At 66.2% G+C, this 13,513-nt stretch carries 11 protein-coding genes; 7 read left to right on the plus strand and 4 right to left on the minus strand.

Annotation, left to right across the window (positions count from 1 at the left end):
* Positions 1-232: 232 nt before the first annotated feature.
* From JNK12_05395 to JNK12_05405, 3 genes are all read left to right on the plus strand, one after another.
* Complete coding sequence (locus JNK12_05395) at positions 233-2,182, plus strand: TM0106 family RecB-like putative nuclease (protein ID MBL8775340.1); 1,950 nt, start codon at positions 233-235, stop codon at positions 2,180-2,182.
* 52 nt (positions 2,183-2,234) lie between these two features.
* The gene (locus tag JNK12_05400; GenBank protein ID MBL8775341.1) at positions 2,235-3,602 is read left to right on the plus strand and encodes an ATP-binding protein; all 1,368 of its coding nucleotides are present in this window, start codon (positions 2,235-2,237) and stop codon (positions 3,600-3,602) included.
* A 129-nt stretch (positions 3,603-3,731) separates the two neighbouring features.
* Positions 3,732-3,899: a hypothetical protein gene (locus tag JNK12_05405; GenBank protein ID MBL8775342.1), complete on the plus strand. Its 168-nt coding sequence runs from the start codon at positions 3,732-3,734 to the stop codon at positions 3,897-3,899.
* A gap of 45 nt (positions 3,900-3,944) precedes the next feature.
* Here JNK12_05405 and JNK12_05410 read toward each other — a convergent pair whose 3' ends face one another.
* Positions 3,945-4,331, minus strand: coding sequence for a hypothetical protein (locus JNK12_05410; GenBank protein MBL8775343.1), 387 nt, complete (start codon positions 4,329-4,331; stop codon positions 3,945-3,947).
* 158 nt (positions 4,332-4,489) lie between these two features.
* Positions 4,490-5,437, minus strand: a complete 948-nt coding sequence (locus tag JNK12_05415; GenBank protein ID MBL8775344.1) for a DNA-protecting protein DprA — start codon at positions 5,435-5,437, stop codon at positions 4,490-4,492.
* A 321-nt stretch (positions 5,438-5,758) separates the two neighbouring features.
* Here JNK12_05415 and JNK12_05420 point away from each other — a divergent pair, with 321 nt between their 5' ends.
* The 3 genes from JNK12_05420 to JNK12_05430 all read left to right on the plus strand — a co-directional run bounded on the left by JNK12_05420 (position 5,759) and on the right by JNK12_05430 (position 9,819).
* Positions 5,759-6,265: a ComF family protein gene (locus JNK12_05420; protein ID MBL8775345.1), complete on the plus strand. Its 507-nt coding sequence runs from the start codon at positions 5,759-5,761 to the stop codon at positions 6,263-6,265.
* A 114-nt stretch (positions 6,266-6,379) separates the two neighbouring features.
* Entirely contained in the window at positions 6,380-8,596 is a 2,217-nt protein-coding gene (locus JNK12_05425; protein MBL8775346.1) for an AAA family ATPase, read from the plus strand.
* 86 nt (positions 8,597-8,682) lie between these two features.
* Positions 8,683-9,819 (plus strand): hypothetical protein, encoded by a 1,137-nt coding sequence (locus JNK12_05430; GenBank protein MBL8775347.1) that lies wholly within the window; start codon positions 8,683-8,685, stop codon positions 9,817-9,819.
* Here the strand turns inward: JNK12_05430 and JNK12_05435 are convergent.
* Positions 9,796-10,740, minus strand: a complete 945-nt coding sequence (locus tag JNK12_05435; GenBank protein ID MBL8775348.1) for a hypothetical protein — start codon at positions 10,738-10,740, stop codon at positions 9,796-9,798. The two genes, JNK12_05430 and JNK12_05435, sit on opposite strands and share 24 nt — an antisense overlap.
* Positions 10,741-10,965: 225 nt before the next feature.
* On the opposite strand from JNK12_05435, the gene JNK12_05440 reads away from it, so the two are divergent.
* On the plus strand, positions 10,966-12,831 hold the full coding sequence (locus tag JNK12_05440; protein ID MBL8775349.1) for a DEAD/DEAH box helicase: 1,866 nt from the start codon (positions 10,966-10,968) through the stop codon (positions 12,829-12,831).
* Here the strand turns inward: JNK12_05440 and JNK12_05445 are convergent.
* Complete coding sequence (locus JNK12_05445) at positions 12,828-13,217, minus strand: hypothetical protein (protein ID MBL8775350.1); 390 nt, start codon at positions 13,215-13,217, stop codon at positions 12,828-12,830. The two genes, JNK12_05440 and JNK12_05445, sit on opposite strands and share 4 nt — an antisense overlap.
* Positions 13,218-13,513 lie beyond the last annotated feature (296 nt).

Below are 13,513 nucleotides of genomic sequence, written 5' to 3' on the forward strand. Positions count from 1 at the left end.
TGGATCCGGCCGTTGGTGTGGTCTTCTATCGATTGATGGAGGAAGCTGCGCTGCCCGAGGGCGCGGACGTGGTGGTCGGTGGCCTTGCGGTTCACCCAGCGGATGCACTCACCGGTCAGGGCCAGCCCCGTCGCGGTCGGCGAACGGCTGGTAACAGCAGGGACGAGCGACACCAGTGTGTCGAGGCCACGATCCCCGCTGCGCGATCCCTCGCCGGCATGGCCGACGTCCGATGACGGACCGCCTGCTCACGCCCTCGAAGATCACCGCGTGGCTCGATTGCGCGCACTACCTCACGCTCAGGCACCAAGTGGAGGCGGGGACTCTGAGCATCCCGCGCCAACCGTTCGGCGCGCTTGCACAGCTCCTGTTGGATAAGGGTCTGCAGCATGAGGCGGACTGTCTGGCGGAGTACCGCAGGCAGGGCCGAAGCGTCCTCGAAATCCCAGCCCGACTGCGGAACGAGTCGTTCGCCGACTGGATTGCCCGCGTCGGCAGCCCGTTCGACGCGGGCTATGACGTCATCTACCAGATGCCGTTCGTCCACGAGGGTGTACGCGGTATCGCAGACTTCCTCGTCCGGGTGGAGGATGAGGCGACGGGCTCAATCACGTACGAGCCCGTCGACGCCAAGCTGGCCAGAGCCGAAGCGAAGCCTGGCCACGTCCTCCAACTGTGCTTCTACGCCGAGGCCTTGGAGGCGGCGACCGGCACGCCTCCAGAGCGCATTCACCTCTGGCTCGGCTCGGGACAGGTGCAGTCGCTTCTGACCGCTGACTTCCGCTCCTACTGGAACCGCCTCCGTGGTCAGCTCGCAACGCTTCTCGACAGCGAGACTGCGACCACGGCGTCGACTCCACAGCCGTGCTCGCACTGTGACTTCTGCGAGTTCTTCGAGACGTGTGAGCACGAGTGGCGAAGCGCCGATTCGCTGATCTACGTCGCCGGCATCCGACAGTCCGATCGTGCGGCACTCGAGTCAAGTGGCGCTAGGACCCTCAGCGAGCTGGCGGTCCGGGATGAACCGGTCGATGACCTTCAGCCCGAGCGCCTCCGCCGCCTCGTCGAACAGGCGGCGCTGCAGGTTGAGGCGCGCGATGACCCCGGTCCGCCGCCACCCTTTAGGATCATCGAGCCGGGCGACGACCCCATGTGGGGCCACGGGTTTGACGTCCTGCCCGAGCCCGACGACGGCGATGTGTTCCTCGACTTCGAGGGCCACCCGTTCTGGCAGGCGGACGCCGGTCTCTTCTTCTTGCTCGGCTACATCGTCCGAGGTGGCGATGGGGACTGGTGCTACGAGACCATCTGGGCCCACGACCGCGATGAGGAGGCCGCGGCTACGCAGCAACTCATCGACTTCCTCGTCCAGCGTCGTGCCGCCCACCCTGGCATGCACGTGTATCACTACAACCACACGGAGCGTTCGGCCCTCGAGCGTCTCGCCGCCGACCATGGCGTCGGCGAGGTAGCGCTGGACACGTTGGTGGAGACGGGCCTGTTCGTCGACTTGCTGGTCATCGTCCGCAACGCGTTGCAGGTGGGCACCGAGTCGTACGGTCTGAAGCACATCGAGCAGCTCACCGAGTACGCGCGCGGCCACGACATCGACCAGGGATCGGGCGCGGTCGTCGAGTACGAGACCTACATCGGCGATCTCGACCCGACGCACCTGGACCGCATCGCCGCCTACAACGAGGACGACGTGCGGGCAACCAGAGCACTGCGCGACTGGCTCGTCGCTGAGCGACCGCCGGCCCTCGCCTGGCGGGCCGCCTACATCGAGCCCGAAGAAGCCAAGCCGGAGCTCGACGCGCAGGTGGCAGCGCTGCATGCCTTCGGCCCGGAGACGCCAGAGCACCTTCTCGGCGATCTGCTGGGCTACTGGCTGCGGGAGTACCGAGCACACATCGCCCCGAAGCTCGCCAAGACTGCGCACGACACCCCGAGCCTGCTCGACGATCCCGAGGTCATCGCTGGCATGGAGCTGATGGGTCAGACAGAACGCCTCGGCAAGAACGACCGGGTGCTCACGCCTGCCATGTCCTTCCGCTGGCCGGACCAGGAGATCGCCGCCGATCTCGAGCCGGGAGGCATGTCGTCGGTCGTTTACAGCACGGCCGGATGGTCCCGTTGGGTATTCGAGCGTCGACCGACTCGACCGAGCCAAGCGGGAGGTTGACCTCCTGTGGAGCGAACGGTCCCAGGAGCTCGGGACGATCCCGACCGTCATCGTGCTCAACGACTGGGTGTCGCCCAACCCCAAGCCGGCGGCGCTCGCCGGCCTCGCAGCGTCGGTGCTCGACTCAGGCTCCGCCGGCCCGGCGAACCTGGCGTCGATGGCATTGCTCCGAAGCGACCCGCCGACCTTCAAGTCGGGCAGCGGTCCGGTTGGAGACTTGTTCACCGACGACGTCGATGCGATGACCGACTGGGTGCGACACCTCGACTGCAGCTACGTCGCCGTCCAGGGACCACCCGGCACCGGTAAGACCTTTCGCGGCGCGCACATGGTCCACAGCCTCATCAGTGGCGGCCAGCGAGTCGGCATCACCGCGATGAGCCACAGCGCCATCGACAACCTCCTCGAGGAAGTGGTGAAGGTGTTCAGGGAGGCGGGCGACCTCGCCATGCTGAAAGCGGTCCGACGGCACAAGGAGCCCGCCGGCGGAGGACTTCCTGCTGTCACCTACGACGGGACAGTTCCCCAGTGCACGAAGGACGACGTCAACCTCGTCGCCGGAACCACGTGGCTGTTCGCCAACGAGGCCATGAAGGACGCTCCGGTCGACGTGCTCATCGTCGACGAGGCCGGACAGCTGGCAATCGCCGACGCGCTTGCGGCTTCGAGGTCCGCCCGGAACCTCGTGTTGCTGGGCGATCCGCTGCAGCTGCCTCAGGTGGCGCAAGCAGCGCACCCAGGCGGCGGCGGAAGCAGCGTGCTCGAACACGTCTTACGCGACGAGGTGACGATCCCACCCGACCGCGGCGTGTTCCTCGCCGAGACCCGTCGCATGCACCCCGACGTCTGCCGGTTCATCTCCGAGCAGATCTACCAGGGCCGCCTGACCAGCCATCCGAGCTGCGCCACCCAGAGCACCGAGTTCGGTACTGGCTTGCGATGGATCCGCGCCCACCATGCCAGCCGGTCGACCGAGTCGATGGAGGAGGCCGAGCTCGTCGCCGCCGAGATCGGCCGGATGATTGGTGCCCCAAGGGTCGATCAGGAGGGCGTCGAGGCGCCCCTCACGGCCGCCGACTTCATGGTGATGGCCCCCTACAACGACCAGGTCCGCTTGATCCGCGACCGCCTCGAGGCGGACAGGCGGACGAAGGGCGTGGCGGTCGGCACCGTCGACAAGTTCCAGGGCCGCGAGGCGGCCGTCGTGTTCTTTACGATGACCACGTCGAGCGCTGAGGACATGCCCCGCGGTCCCGACTTCCTGTTCTCCCGCAACCGTCTCAACGTGGCCATCAGCCGGGCCCGCTGCCTCGCCTACCTCGTCTGCACCGAGGAGCTCTTGAATAGCCGAGCCCGCACCGTCGAGGAGATGCGCCTCATCTCCACGCTTTGCGCGTTCGTCGAGTATGCCGACGGGTGAGATGCGCACTTCGGCGCGAGACTTGAGGTAGTGCCGACCACCGGAACGCCGAGCCTCGGCCCACACGGGAGCCTCGCCGAACCCTGTTCCGTCTGCGGGCACACGCCGGTCGCAAGCATCCTCTGGGGTATGCCAACGGGCCCGCCTGATGGCTGGGAGGAGGGCTACGTCGCCCTGGGCGGGTGCGTCGTCACCGGCGACGATCCCAGCCACTTGTGCGGCAACTGCGGCTCCGAGTTCTGGGCGGACGGCCGGGTGCGCATCGTCGAGGGTCGCCGCTCCGATCCAGACTTGTGATCAACGAGTTGGGCCGGGGCCGCCCTGGGCCTTGATCCGCCGATTTCAGCCGTTGCGGTTCCGACGGATACCCATCGTCTTCTTGGTGCTTCGCGGCAGTTGCGTCCCCTCGAGTTCTGCGAGTTCGAGGTACGCCTGATCGAGGGCGTCCAAGCTGTCAGACACGTGTTGGAGCGGCGTCGGGTCCACCAGGCGCTCGGTGAAGGCGCTCTCGATTAGGCGCTGACCGATCTGCTCGACGGCGTTGACTTGCGGACGGATACGTTTCAGCGCGGACTTCTGTGCCGGTCCGGTGAGGCGAGCCGCAACGGCGATCTCGTGTCTGAGGCGGGCGACCTCCTTGCTCCAGTCGTTCGCTGCCTGACCGAGCTGTGTGCTCATGCGGTCTTGTCCCTTGGCGTCATCGACGGCGATCTTCACGTTCTTCGCCACGTCATCGAGCGCAGCCGTGAGCTTGGCGGCCTGACCTCGCAACGGGGCTTGAGGTGCCGCAGGTGGAGCCGACCCCCTATAGCGGGGAGTGTTGGAGCGTCGCACCACCTCGGAACGGTAGCAACGCTGCGCTGGAGGAGATCAGTCCTGGGGTTTCCTCAGAGACCGAATTGCAGCTGGTCGTTGCTCTCGGGCGCTACGACTGGTGCACGGCCGACGGCGTTCAAATCTTCGATGGCGTTGACGGCGTGTCCACCCCGCGCCACCAAAGCCTCATTTCCGTCACCTTGCCCTGGCCCCCGCCACACGGCCACTGTTCCAAATCCTTTGCGGATGGCCTCGACCGCCCCTGCCCAGGTGCCGCCGGTGTCGTGGTCGGACGCCACGACGAGCGTGACATCGGAAAGGGCATACACGACCTTGTTTCGCCCCATGGCAGTCGCGACGCTGAAGCCGGCGGTCGGCTTGTACGGCGTGACGAGGCACAGGCGGTCATCGTCGACGGCACGGCGCGCCCCCGACTCGCGAAGGCGTTTGACCAGACTCTCGGCGAGGACACCAACGCTGGCGCCATCGGCCTCCAGTGCGGCGAGCATGGCGAGTTGGTCGACACCTCGGGCGCCTCCCGAGATCAGCGCTTCGCTGCGAGCGACCGCGAAGCGAGCCGCTGACCTCGCTACATCGGCGCCCTCCTCGCTGACGTTTCTCGAGCCGACGACTCCGAGCGATGGTCGGGTCATCAGATCCGCGGCGCCAGCACCGTGGAGAATCGGCGGGGCCTGGGGACCCAAGTAGTCGCACAGGCGGGTGGGGTAGCGCTCGTCCCCTGCGACGGCCGTCCAGATTCCAGCCTCCTCGAGCTCCTCCAGGGCAGGCCCGAGTGCGCTGGCCCGGTCGAGCAGCGAGGCGCATCGCGTCGCCTCATTTGGAGCCAAGCCAGCATGCACGAGGTCCTCGACCGACCGCCCCAGGAGGGACGCGACGTCGTCCACGCGACTGGCGAGCTCCCAGTACTCCTTGGCCTTGAGTGGATCGGCGCTGTCGCTCGGCACGATGCGGCTGCACAGGGCCAGGACTGCGCACGCCCGGTCGTTAACCGCAGCCATCAGCTGCCCTCGCCCGTCGCTGAACGGCAACTCGCGTTTCGGTCGCGGTACGTGGACCGGTCCTCAGGCATCATCTCCACGAAGGGTAGGCCCACAGCGATGACCACCGGCCGGTATTCGGCTTCTGGAGCGCCTTTGGAACAAGCATGCGACACTCGTTGCGACACTCGAAGGGGGGAACGAGTGACACACGACGTTGGCAATCCACCGAATGACCTCGCTATCAGGGGAATGCTCTGCATCCGGGGCGTTCCTGAAATCGAGTGCTGTTGGGTCTTGGACCACCACACCAAGGCCGGTCAACGGACCCAGACCGGACGGTTGGCGTACGACGCCAAGCACTACGGCAACAAGCCGGGAGATCCCGACGCAGCCGCCGTTCTCGCCGAGAACCTCGGCTGGTGGTACCGCTGCATGACCACGAACGGGCGCCACGGTTCGGCGCTGAGCCTGATCATCCCGGTGCCGTCGCTGCGACAGCGGTGGCCTCACAATCTGCCTGAGGTCCTCGCCCGAGGGATCAGCGATGCAACCGGCGTTCGGAGCGACCCCACTTCACTTGTCGTCGCCAGAAAGATCTCCGAGATGAAGCACATCCCTGAGGAGCAACGTCCAGCAGCCGTTGCCGGTGCCTTCGAGGTGGCGGGCCCCATAGAAGGCGAGGTCTTGCTGGTCGACGACCTATTGCAGTCGGGTGCGACACTCAGCGAGTGCGCCCGAACGCTTCGGGCCGCCGGCGCCGACAAGGTCTTCGCCGCGTGTGCGACTCGTGCACTCAAAGGCATGGGTTCCCCGTCGCCGCGACCGCTCACGACCCTGAGGACCTAGACGGCACACTGCTTCACCGCGGACTCGCCAAGTTGGACAAGTTCGGGAGCGGCGGAGCGCTCGGCGACTCCATGTACGGTGCGGCGGGCCAGGTGATCATCTCGGGGGTTTTCGATGGCAGTCAGTGCGCGACCGAACACGGCGGCGGTGTACGCCGCCGTGCAGCAGTGGATCGACCGATGCCTCCGCGCTGACGATTCGCTGTTCACGCCCGGTGCCAGCGTTTGGTCCCTCTCCAACGTCACCGACCTCAGGACCCGCGGAACGATCACTGGTGACGGCTTCGAGGACAAGCTCCGCGACAACCTGCAAGGGGCGGCGCCAGCAGTCGTTCAGCTCGCGGGCGAGATGCTTTTCGTCCACCTCGTCATGTCGAACGACATGCAGGAGCCGACCAAGCGGGGGCTGATCGAACGGATCCTGGGCGTCGGTGGCAGCACGGTGATCATCCCGCCCGATCTGGGCGACGCTTTGGGGACGGGCCTGGCGAACACGGGAATCGCGTTCAAGACATACCGCAAGAACCAATTCCAGTTCCTGATCGATTTCACCCTTGCCTGGAAGCAGGCCGACCCTGCCGCGCGCGAGCGACTGCTCACCGATCCTTGGGCGTTCAAGAAGGCAATCGAGACCATCGAGGTACCCGCCTCCCAGGCACAGGCCAATGCTCTGATGCACTTCGTCCACCCGGACACCTTCGAGCCGATCGTGTCGAACGACCACAAGCAGGCGATCGCCAAGGCGTTCACAGATCGAGCCGATGGTGCCGATGACCTCGATGAGGCCATCCTCGCCATCCGCCAGAGCCTGGTCGCCGAGCACGGCGAGCCGCTCGACTTCTACCAAGACGCGATCAAGCCGCTCTGGCAGGTGACACGACAGTCGGGATCGGGTGCGAGCAGGGGCCGCCAACGACGCGCCTGGTTGGTGCGTGGCGCAACCGTCAAGGACCGGAACCTCGTGCCTCGATGGCTGGATGAAGGGTTCTGCTCGATCGGCTGGGGTGAGGTCGGTGATGTCCCGACTGGCGCGTCGAGAGATGCCATCACGCGCCTAACTAAGGAGGCGTACCCGGACGAGCCCGTGGGCACGGTGCGTGCCCGCGCCTCGAATCTCCACCGGTTCCTTAGCCAGATCGAGGTTGGCGATCTGGTCGTGACCGTCGACGGGGCCAACGTCTACCTCGGCACCATCACCTCGGATGCGCACTGGGTCGAGTCTGAGCGTCCCAGCGAGCGACGCCACCGCGATGTGGAGTGGCTGAACGCCGACTCGCCGGTCCAGCGCCACGACCTTCCGGGACCTGCTGTCGATGCGCTCAACCTTCGGCCCGCGGTTTCCGAGGTGACCAGATCAATCGAAGAGTTCCAAGCGGCCGTCACCCATACCGACGACCCACCGGCCGCAGAGAGCGAGCGCGAACCCATGCTTCCCGCCGCGACCCCAGACCTGGCCCAGACGCTGAGCCTGCCCTGGGCTGACCTGCAGGAGTGGATCGACCTCCTGCAGGAGAAGCGCCAGGTGATCTTCTACGGGCCGCCGGGGACCGGCAAGACATACATCGCCAGGGCGCTAGCCCGTCACCTCACCGAGGACGGCGGGTCGTGGAAGCTGCTCCAGTTCCACCCGTCGTACGCCTACGAGGACTTCTTCGAGGGCTTCCGCCCGCGACAGAGCGCCGATGAGTCCACGGGTCTGTCCTTCGAGCTCGTCCCAGGCCCCCTGCGCCAGATCGCCGAGCTCGCCGCGGAGGAGCCTGGTGTCCCCCACCTGCTGATCATCGACGAGATCAACCGAGCCAACCTGGCCAAGGTCTTCGGCGAGCTCTACTTCCTGCTCGAGTATCGAGACCAAGCGGTAAGCCTTCAGTACTCCCCAGAGGTCGACTTCACCCTGCCCGACAACCTGTTCCTGATCGGGACGATGAACACCGCCGATCGCTCGATCGCCCTCGTCGACGCGGCCATGCGCCGCCGCTTCTACGTCATAGAGTTCTCGCCCCTGACGCCGCCGGTCAACGGAATGTTGCGAGCACATCTGACCGCGGCGGGTCGATCGTCCCATCTGGCCGACGTACTCGACGAGCTGAATCGTCGTATCGATGACAAGGACTTCGCGGTCGGCCCTTCATACGTCATGGGTGACGGTGTCGACGAGAACGGTGGACTCGAACGGGTCTGGCGGTACGCCATCCTCCCGCTGCTCGAGGAGCACTTCACCGGATCGGGCCGTGATGTCGAGCGCGAGTTCGGTCTGACAGCCATCGAGGCCGCCCTCGCCCGGATGGGTGAGAGCGATCAGGAACAGGTCGAAGCCCAGCCCGAGCCATGAGGCACCTCGATCTCGTCGAGTACGGCACCGCAGCAGGCGTGGAGCTCGACAAGCCCACGGCGGCAGCACTGCATGGATCGAAGGCTGTGTCTGTCGCACCCTCGACACTCGACCCCGACCGGTGGGACGTCACTGCTGCCCAGCACGTCGGCATCGTCTTCGCTGGGGACTGCGAGGTGCGGATCCGCCCCAAGGTCGCGGTCGAGCGCCTGTTCTTCCTGCTCGGCTACGCAGCCGACAGCACCGGCTGGCACCAGGACGCCGCTGACTTCGGAGAGGCGGACGACCTGGTGTCGGCGATGGTCCACGGCTTCCTCCATCAGACCGATCGTGCGTTCAGCCAGGGCATCCTCCAGGGTTATCGGCGGGTGGAGGAGGCCATACCGGCAGTGCGAGGACGCATCAGGGAGGCGGACCAGGTGCGACGCCGCTTCGGGCTCGCCCTTCCCGTCGAAGTGGCCTACGACGACTTCACCACCGATATCGCGGAGAACCTGCTCATCCGATCGGCGGCAGCCAGGCTTCGCCAACTGCGCGATCTCGACGACCGCAGCCGGCATCGGCTGGCTCGGCTGGACGCGGTGCTCGAGGGCGTCAGCTACCTCATCCCCGGTCACCGCCCACCGGAGATCCGTTTCAGTCGCCTCAACGATCGATACCGCGGTGCGACGACCCTGGCCAGGCTCATCTTGGACAACCTGTCGGTCGAGCTCCACCGGGGCGGACACACCGCAGTGTCCTTTCTGTTCGACATGAACAAGGTGTTCGAGGACTTCGTGACCGCCGCGCTCACCGTCGAGTTCGGCCGCCTCGGCCTCCGTGTGACGCCGCAGTGGCGTGGCTACCTCGACGAGGCGGGGCGCGTCACGATCAAGCCCGACCTCACCTGGTGGTCAGCGGGGCGATGCCGAGGCGTGGCCGACATCAAGTACAAGTCGTTGTACAAAGCCGACATGCCCAACGCCGACGCCTACCAGGCGCTCGCGTACTGCACCGCCCTCGACCTGCCCACCGGCCAGCTGATCTACGCCGCCGGAAACGAGGAGCCGGCCACTCACCAAGTCCTCAACGCCGGCACCCGTATCGAGGTCACCGCGCTGGACCTCGACCAGCCGCCGAAGGATCTGCTGGGCCACATCGCTCGACTGGCTGCGCAGGTGGCCGCGAGCGCCGCTCCCGTCGCGGTCCGACCGCTACTTTCAGCCGGCGCCGAGCGTTGGTAGCAGGAGTTCGTAAACGGCGGGATCGTGGAAGTTGGCTTGCGGGAGCCGGCGACCGCACAAGGACTGCGTGACGTGGCGGGTGGTCGTCAGGACCGAATCCAACGCGAGCACCGAGTCGATTTCAGAATCGCCGACTCTCAAGGCCACGTTCACAGGAGGACCGGTGTAGTCGTAGTCGAGTAGTTCGGCCGGCAGCTCTCGGGCCAACTGCTGGGCAGCCGCGCGACCCTCGCCTGATGCGACGCAGAAGGACCACGTGGGTTCATCCGCGGACAGGAACCGGCCCCAGAACACATGCTGCCGCCCGCAGTTGACGCGGATGGTCGCCTTGGACTTCTGGCCGGGTGCAGTGACGCCCCAACATTCTCCGGCAGTCGTAACTGGGTCGGGTACGACGAGGGCGATGAAGCGAGCGGTCACGTCGAGGATCCGATCGGCCATCGGATGATCGGCCAAAATCTCGGCCTTGCTCCTGCCGGCCGGGGAACGATCCCGGTTCGCGGTCGAGGGAGCCGAGCTACCACCGAACTTACGGCTGACCTCTTCTACCGAGTCGCCCTGCCCACGAGCGAGGTCACCGGAGTAGATCGCCACCCGCCGGTTCTGCCCGTTCTCGCGTTCGCCACGAACGCGGTCGGTCGTGAAGGGAACCGCCTCAGCCACCACCGCCGCGATGCCCTCGACCTGCTCGGGCCACTCCTTGGCCTTGGCAGGAAGTCTGGCCATGTCGGCCAAGTAGCGACTGCCCGCGGCGCCGACCGTGACCTCGAAATGTCCGGGCCGGCTGGATGGCTCGACGACCTCGCGATGCTCCGACGGCTTCACGTCTGCCGCGTCGAACGCTTCTGCAGGTACTGCCAGTCGAACGTTGTTGTTGCCGTCCGCCTTCATCACGACGATGTGGTCCCACTCCGCAGGCATGTGCACGTCTGATCTCCCGTTCGGTGTCCAACTCCTAGCGGCTCAACGACAGAAATCGTGAGCTAGCGCTCCGCCGTTGCGGTTGGCGCCGAGCCTCGCGTTGTCCTTCGTGGTGAACTCAAGGCCCAAACGGTCGACATGGAAGTCACGATCCAGGGCAGCTGGGTGTGTGGGATTTGGACCGACCCGCGACCTGCTGGCTGGCACATCTTCGTGGGGAGACGCGTGAACTTCGAGACGTGGCAGGCAGGCGGTGAGTGCCAGAAGCACGTGATGGGATGGTGCTCACTGTGCAAGCCGAAGAAGACTCGGCCGCTCGGGACTGGACGTCAGAGGACCTCGATGGTGGTGACGGAGACGGCGAACCCAGAGCCGCCCAACCCTCGGCTGAGGCCGTGGAAGCTGGCGTTCCCCCTTCGCCCATGGCAGAACGAGGCGCTGAAGGCATGGGAAGGCTCCGACTGGCGCGGGGTCATCGAAGCAGCGACGGGCACCGGCAAGACTGCCGTCGCCCTGGCCGCCGCCGCCCGCCTGCGAGAGACCCATGGCTCGATGGCGAAGATCGTCGTGGTGGTACCGACCCAGGCCCTGGCCACGCAATGGGTTCGATCGTTCCAGACCACGTTGGGTGTGCCGGCACAGATCATCGGCGAGCTTCACTCCGCGGCTCAGAGGGAGTTCAACTCTGGGACCGTCGTGCTCATCACGGTCATCAACACGGCGCGGACCAAGCTTCCGGAGATCATCGACGGATGGGCCAAGTCGGGCCGAACCGTTCTCCTGATGGTCGACGAGTGCCACCGTGTCGGCAGCGATTGGAACTCGAAGATCCTGGGCACGGCGGCTCACCGCACGCTCGGCTTGAGCGCCACTCCGGAGCGATCCGACAGAGGACACGAGACGCACATCTATCCCGGTCTCGGCAACCCGGTCTACCGATACACCCTCCTCAAGGCCCTTGACGACCGAGTTCTCGCGCCCCTTCGGTCCGTGAACCTGTACGTCGACTTCACTCGATCGGAAGACCTTGAATGGCACCATCTGGGGCGCGAGCTGGGGGTGGCCTTAGCGCGGCTCGAGTCTGAGCACCCGGGCATCACCAGCGATGAGCGCCGCATGTGGAAGCGGATCAGTGACCTTGCGGCGAAGGAAGAGCTCGCCGCAATGCGCGTTGTCGCCCTTGTCGCAGGGCGGCGCAAGCTGATAAGCGAGGCGAGGAGCAGGCAAGCGTGTCTTGGGTCGATCGAACGATGGATCGTGGAACAGGGCCATCGGTCGATTGTCTTCCACGAGACCATCAACGCCGCCGAGCACGCCGCCGAAGAGCTGCGGGCGCTCGGAGCGAACGTGGCGTTGGACCACTCACAACGGCCCGCAGCAAATCGGCAGGTGGACCTGAAGCGCTTCCGCTCGGGCCGAGCAACCGTACTGGTCGCCGTTCGATCGCTCGACGAGGGCATCGATGTCCCGGATGCATCCGTGGCCGTGATCGCCGCGGGTTCGCGAACGAGACGCCAGCGCATCCAGCGACTGGGACGAATCCTCCGGGTGTCGGGAGACAAGGACAAGCAGGCCTTGGCCATCTCGATCCTGGTGCGCTCGACGCCGGAAGAGTCCGAGGTGGGAGGGAGGGACGAGGTACTGATCGGAGCGGGACGAGTCGTCCACCATCGATGGCCAGGGAGACCCGTCGAGGACGCCGTTCACCAAGCGTCGAGCTACCACCCGGTGCGCAAGCGTCTCGACCGGATCGATCGTCTCGTCGCTGCTGATCTCAATCTGGACGAATCCACGTCTGGGACCGTGCCGGGTGGCGACAAGAGGGCGGTCGAGGCGACGCGATCGAAGGGTGGCTACGTCGCTGCCGCGGTCGCGTTCAGCCCGAACGGTTGGCACGCTGTCGCCGACGTCCGAACGAAGTCGGGCATGCCACCAGAGCAGTTCGACCGGATCCGCAAGGAGATACGGCGGTCCTTCTACAAGTCGCTCGATCCAGGCCTGCGATCAGACCTGACGCAGATTCACGGAGCGGAGATCGAAGCCATTCGGCGGACCTGGCGAAAGAAGCACGATCGCGCGATTCACGGTTAGAGCACCGCGCCATCGGGTGGCGAGATCGCTTCGCTGACCTCGCCGTGCTCGGCGACGAGCAACACGCCGATTGCGAGCTGCTGGAGTGCTGCCGTGGTTCGGCGCACGAGCGTCGTGTACGTCTGGTAGTCAGGGAAGGCCAGCACGCGGCACGCCCCTTTGTCCTCCGCCATCAGTATCCCGGCGAGAAGCGCGCCGCCGAATAGGTGGCGGGCCTGGGTGTTGGCGCTCGATGAGCCGGCGGGGTAGCCCTTGACCTCGACCAGCAGGCGGCGGTCGTCTCGTACCGCAGTGATGTCGACACCGTGGGCCCGAGTGGCGGTGTCGGCCAAGGAACGCAGCTGCCAGCCCGCAGCGGCCAGCGCCGAGGCCACAGTGGATTGCACGTTGCCCTCCCACGCCCAGTGAGCGTGGCGTCCGGTTTCCGGTTGGCCGCTACTTGGCGTCGAGGCTGGCGGACGGGGCACCGGGGACCTGAGTATCGGCACCGGCGGAGCGGCATGCGAGCCCGTTGCGGCACGTCGGTACACCCCATGACCCAGGGACTGCCGCGAGTGCGGTTGACGGTGGTTGTGAGTGATCATGCCGCGTCTGCGGCTGGGGTGTCGGTGGTGTGAGGGGCGAAGGCGAGCTCGTACTCGACGGGGGTGAGCTTGCCGAGGCCGCGTTGGCGGCGCCGCCG

The organism is Acidimicrobiales bacterium, from assembly GCA_016794585.1.
Lineage (GTDB): Bacteria > Actinomycetota > Acidimicrobiia > Acidimicrobiales > DATDAH01 > JAEUJM01.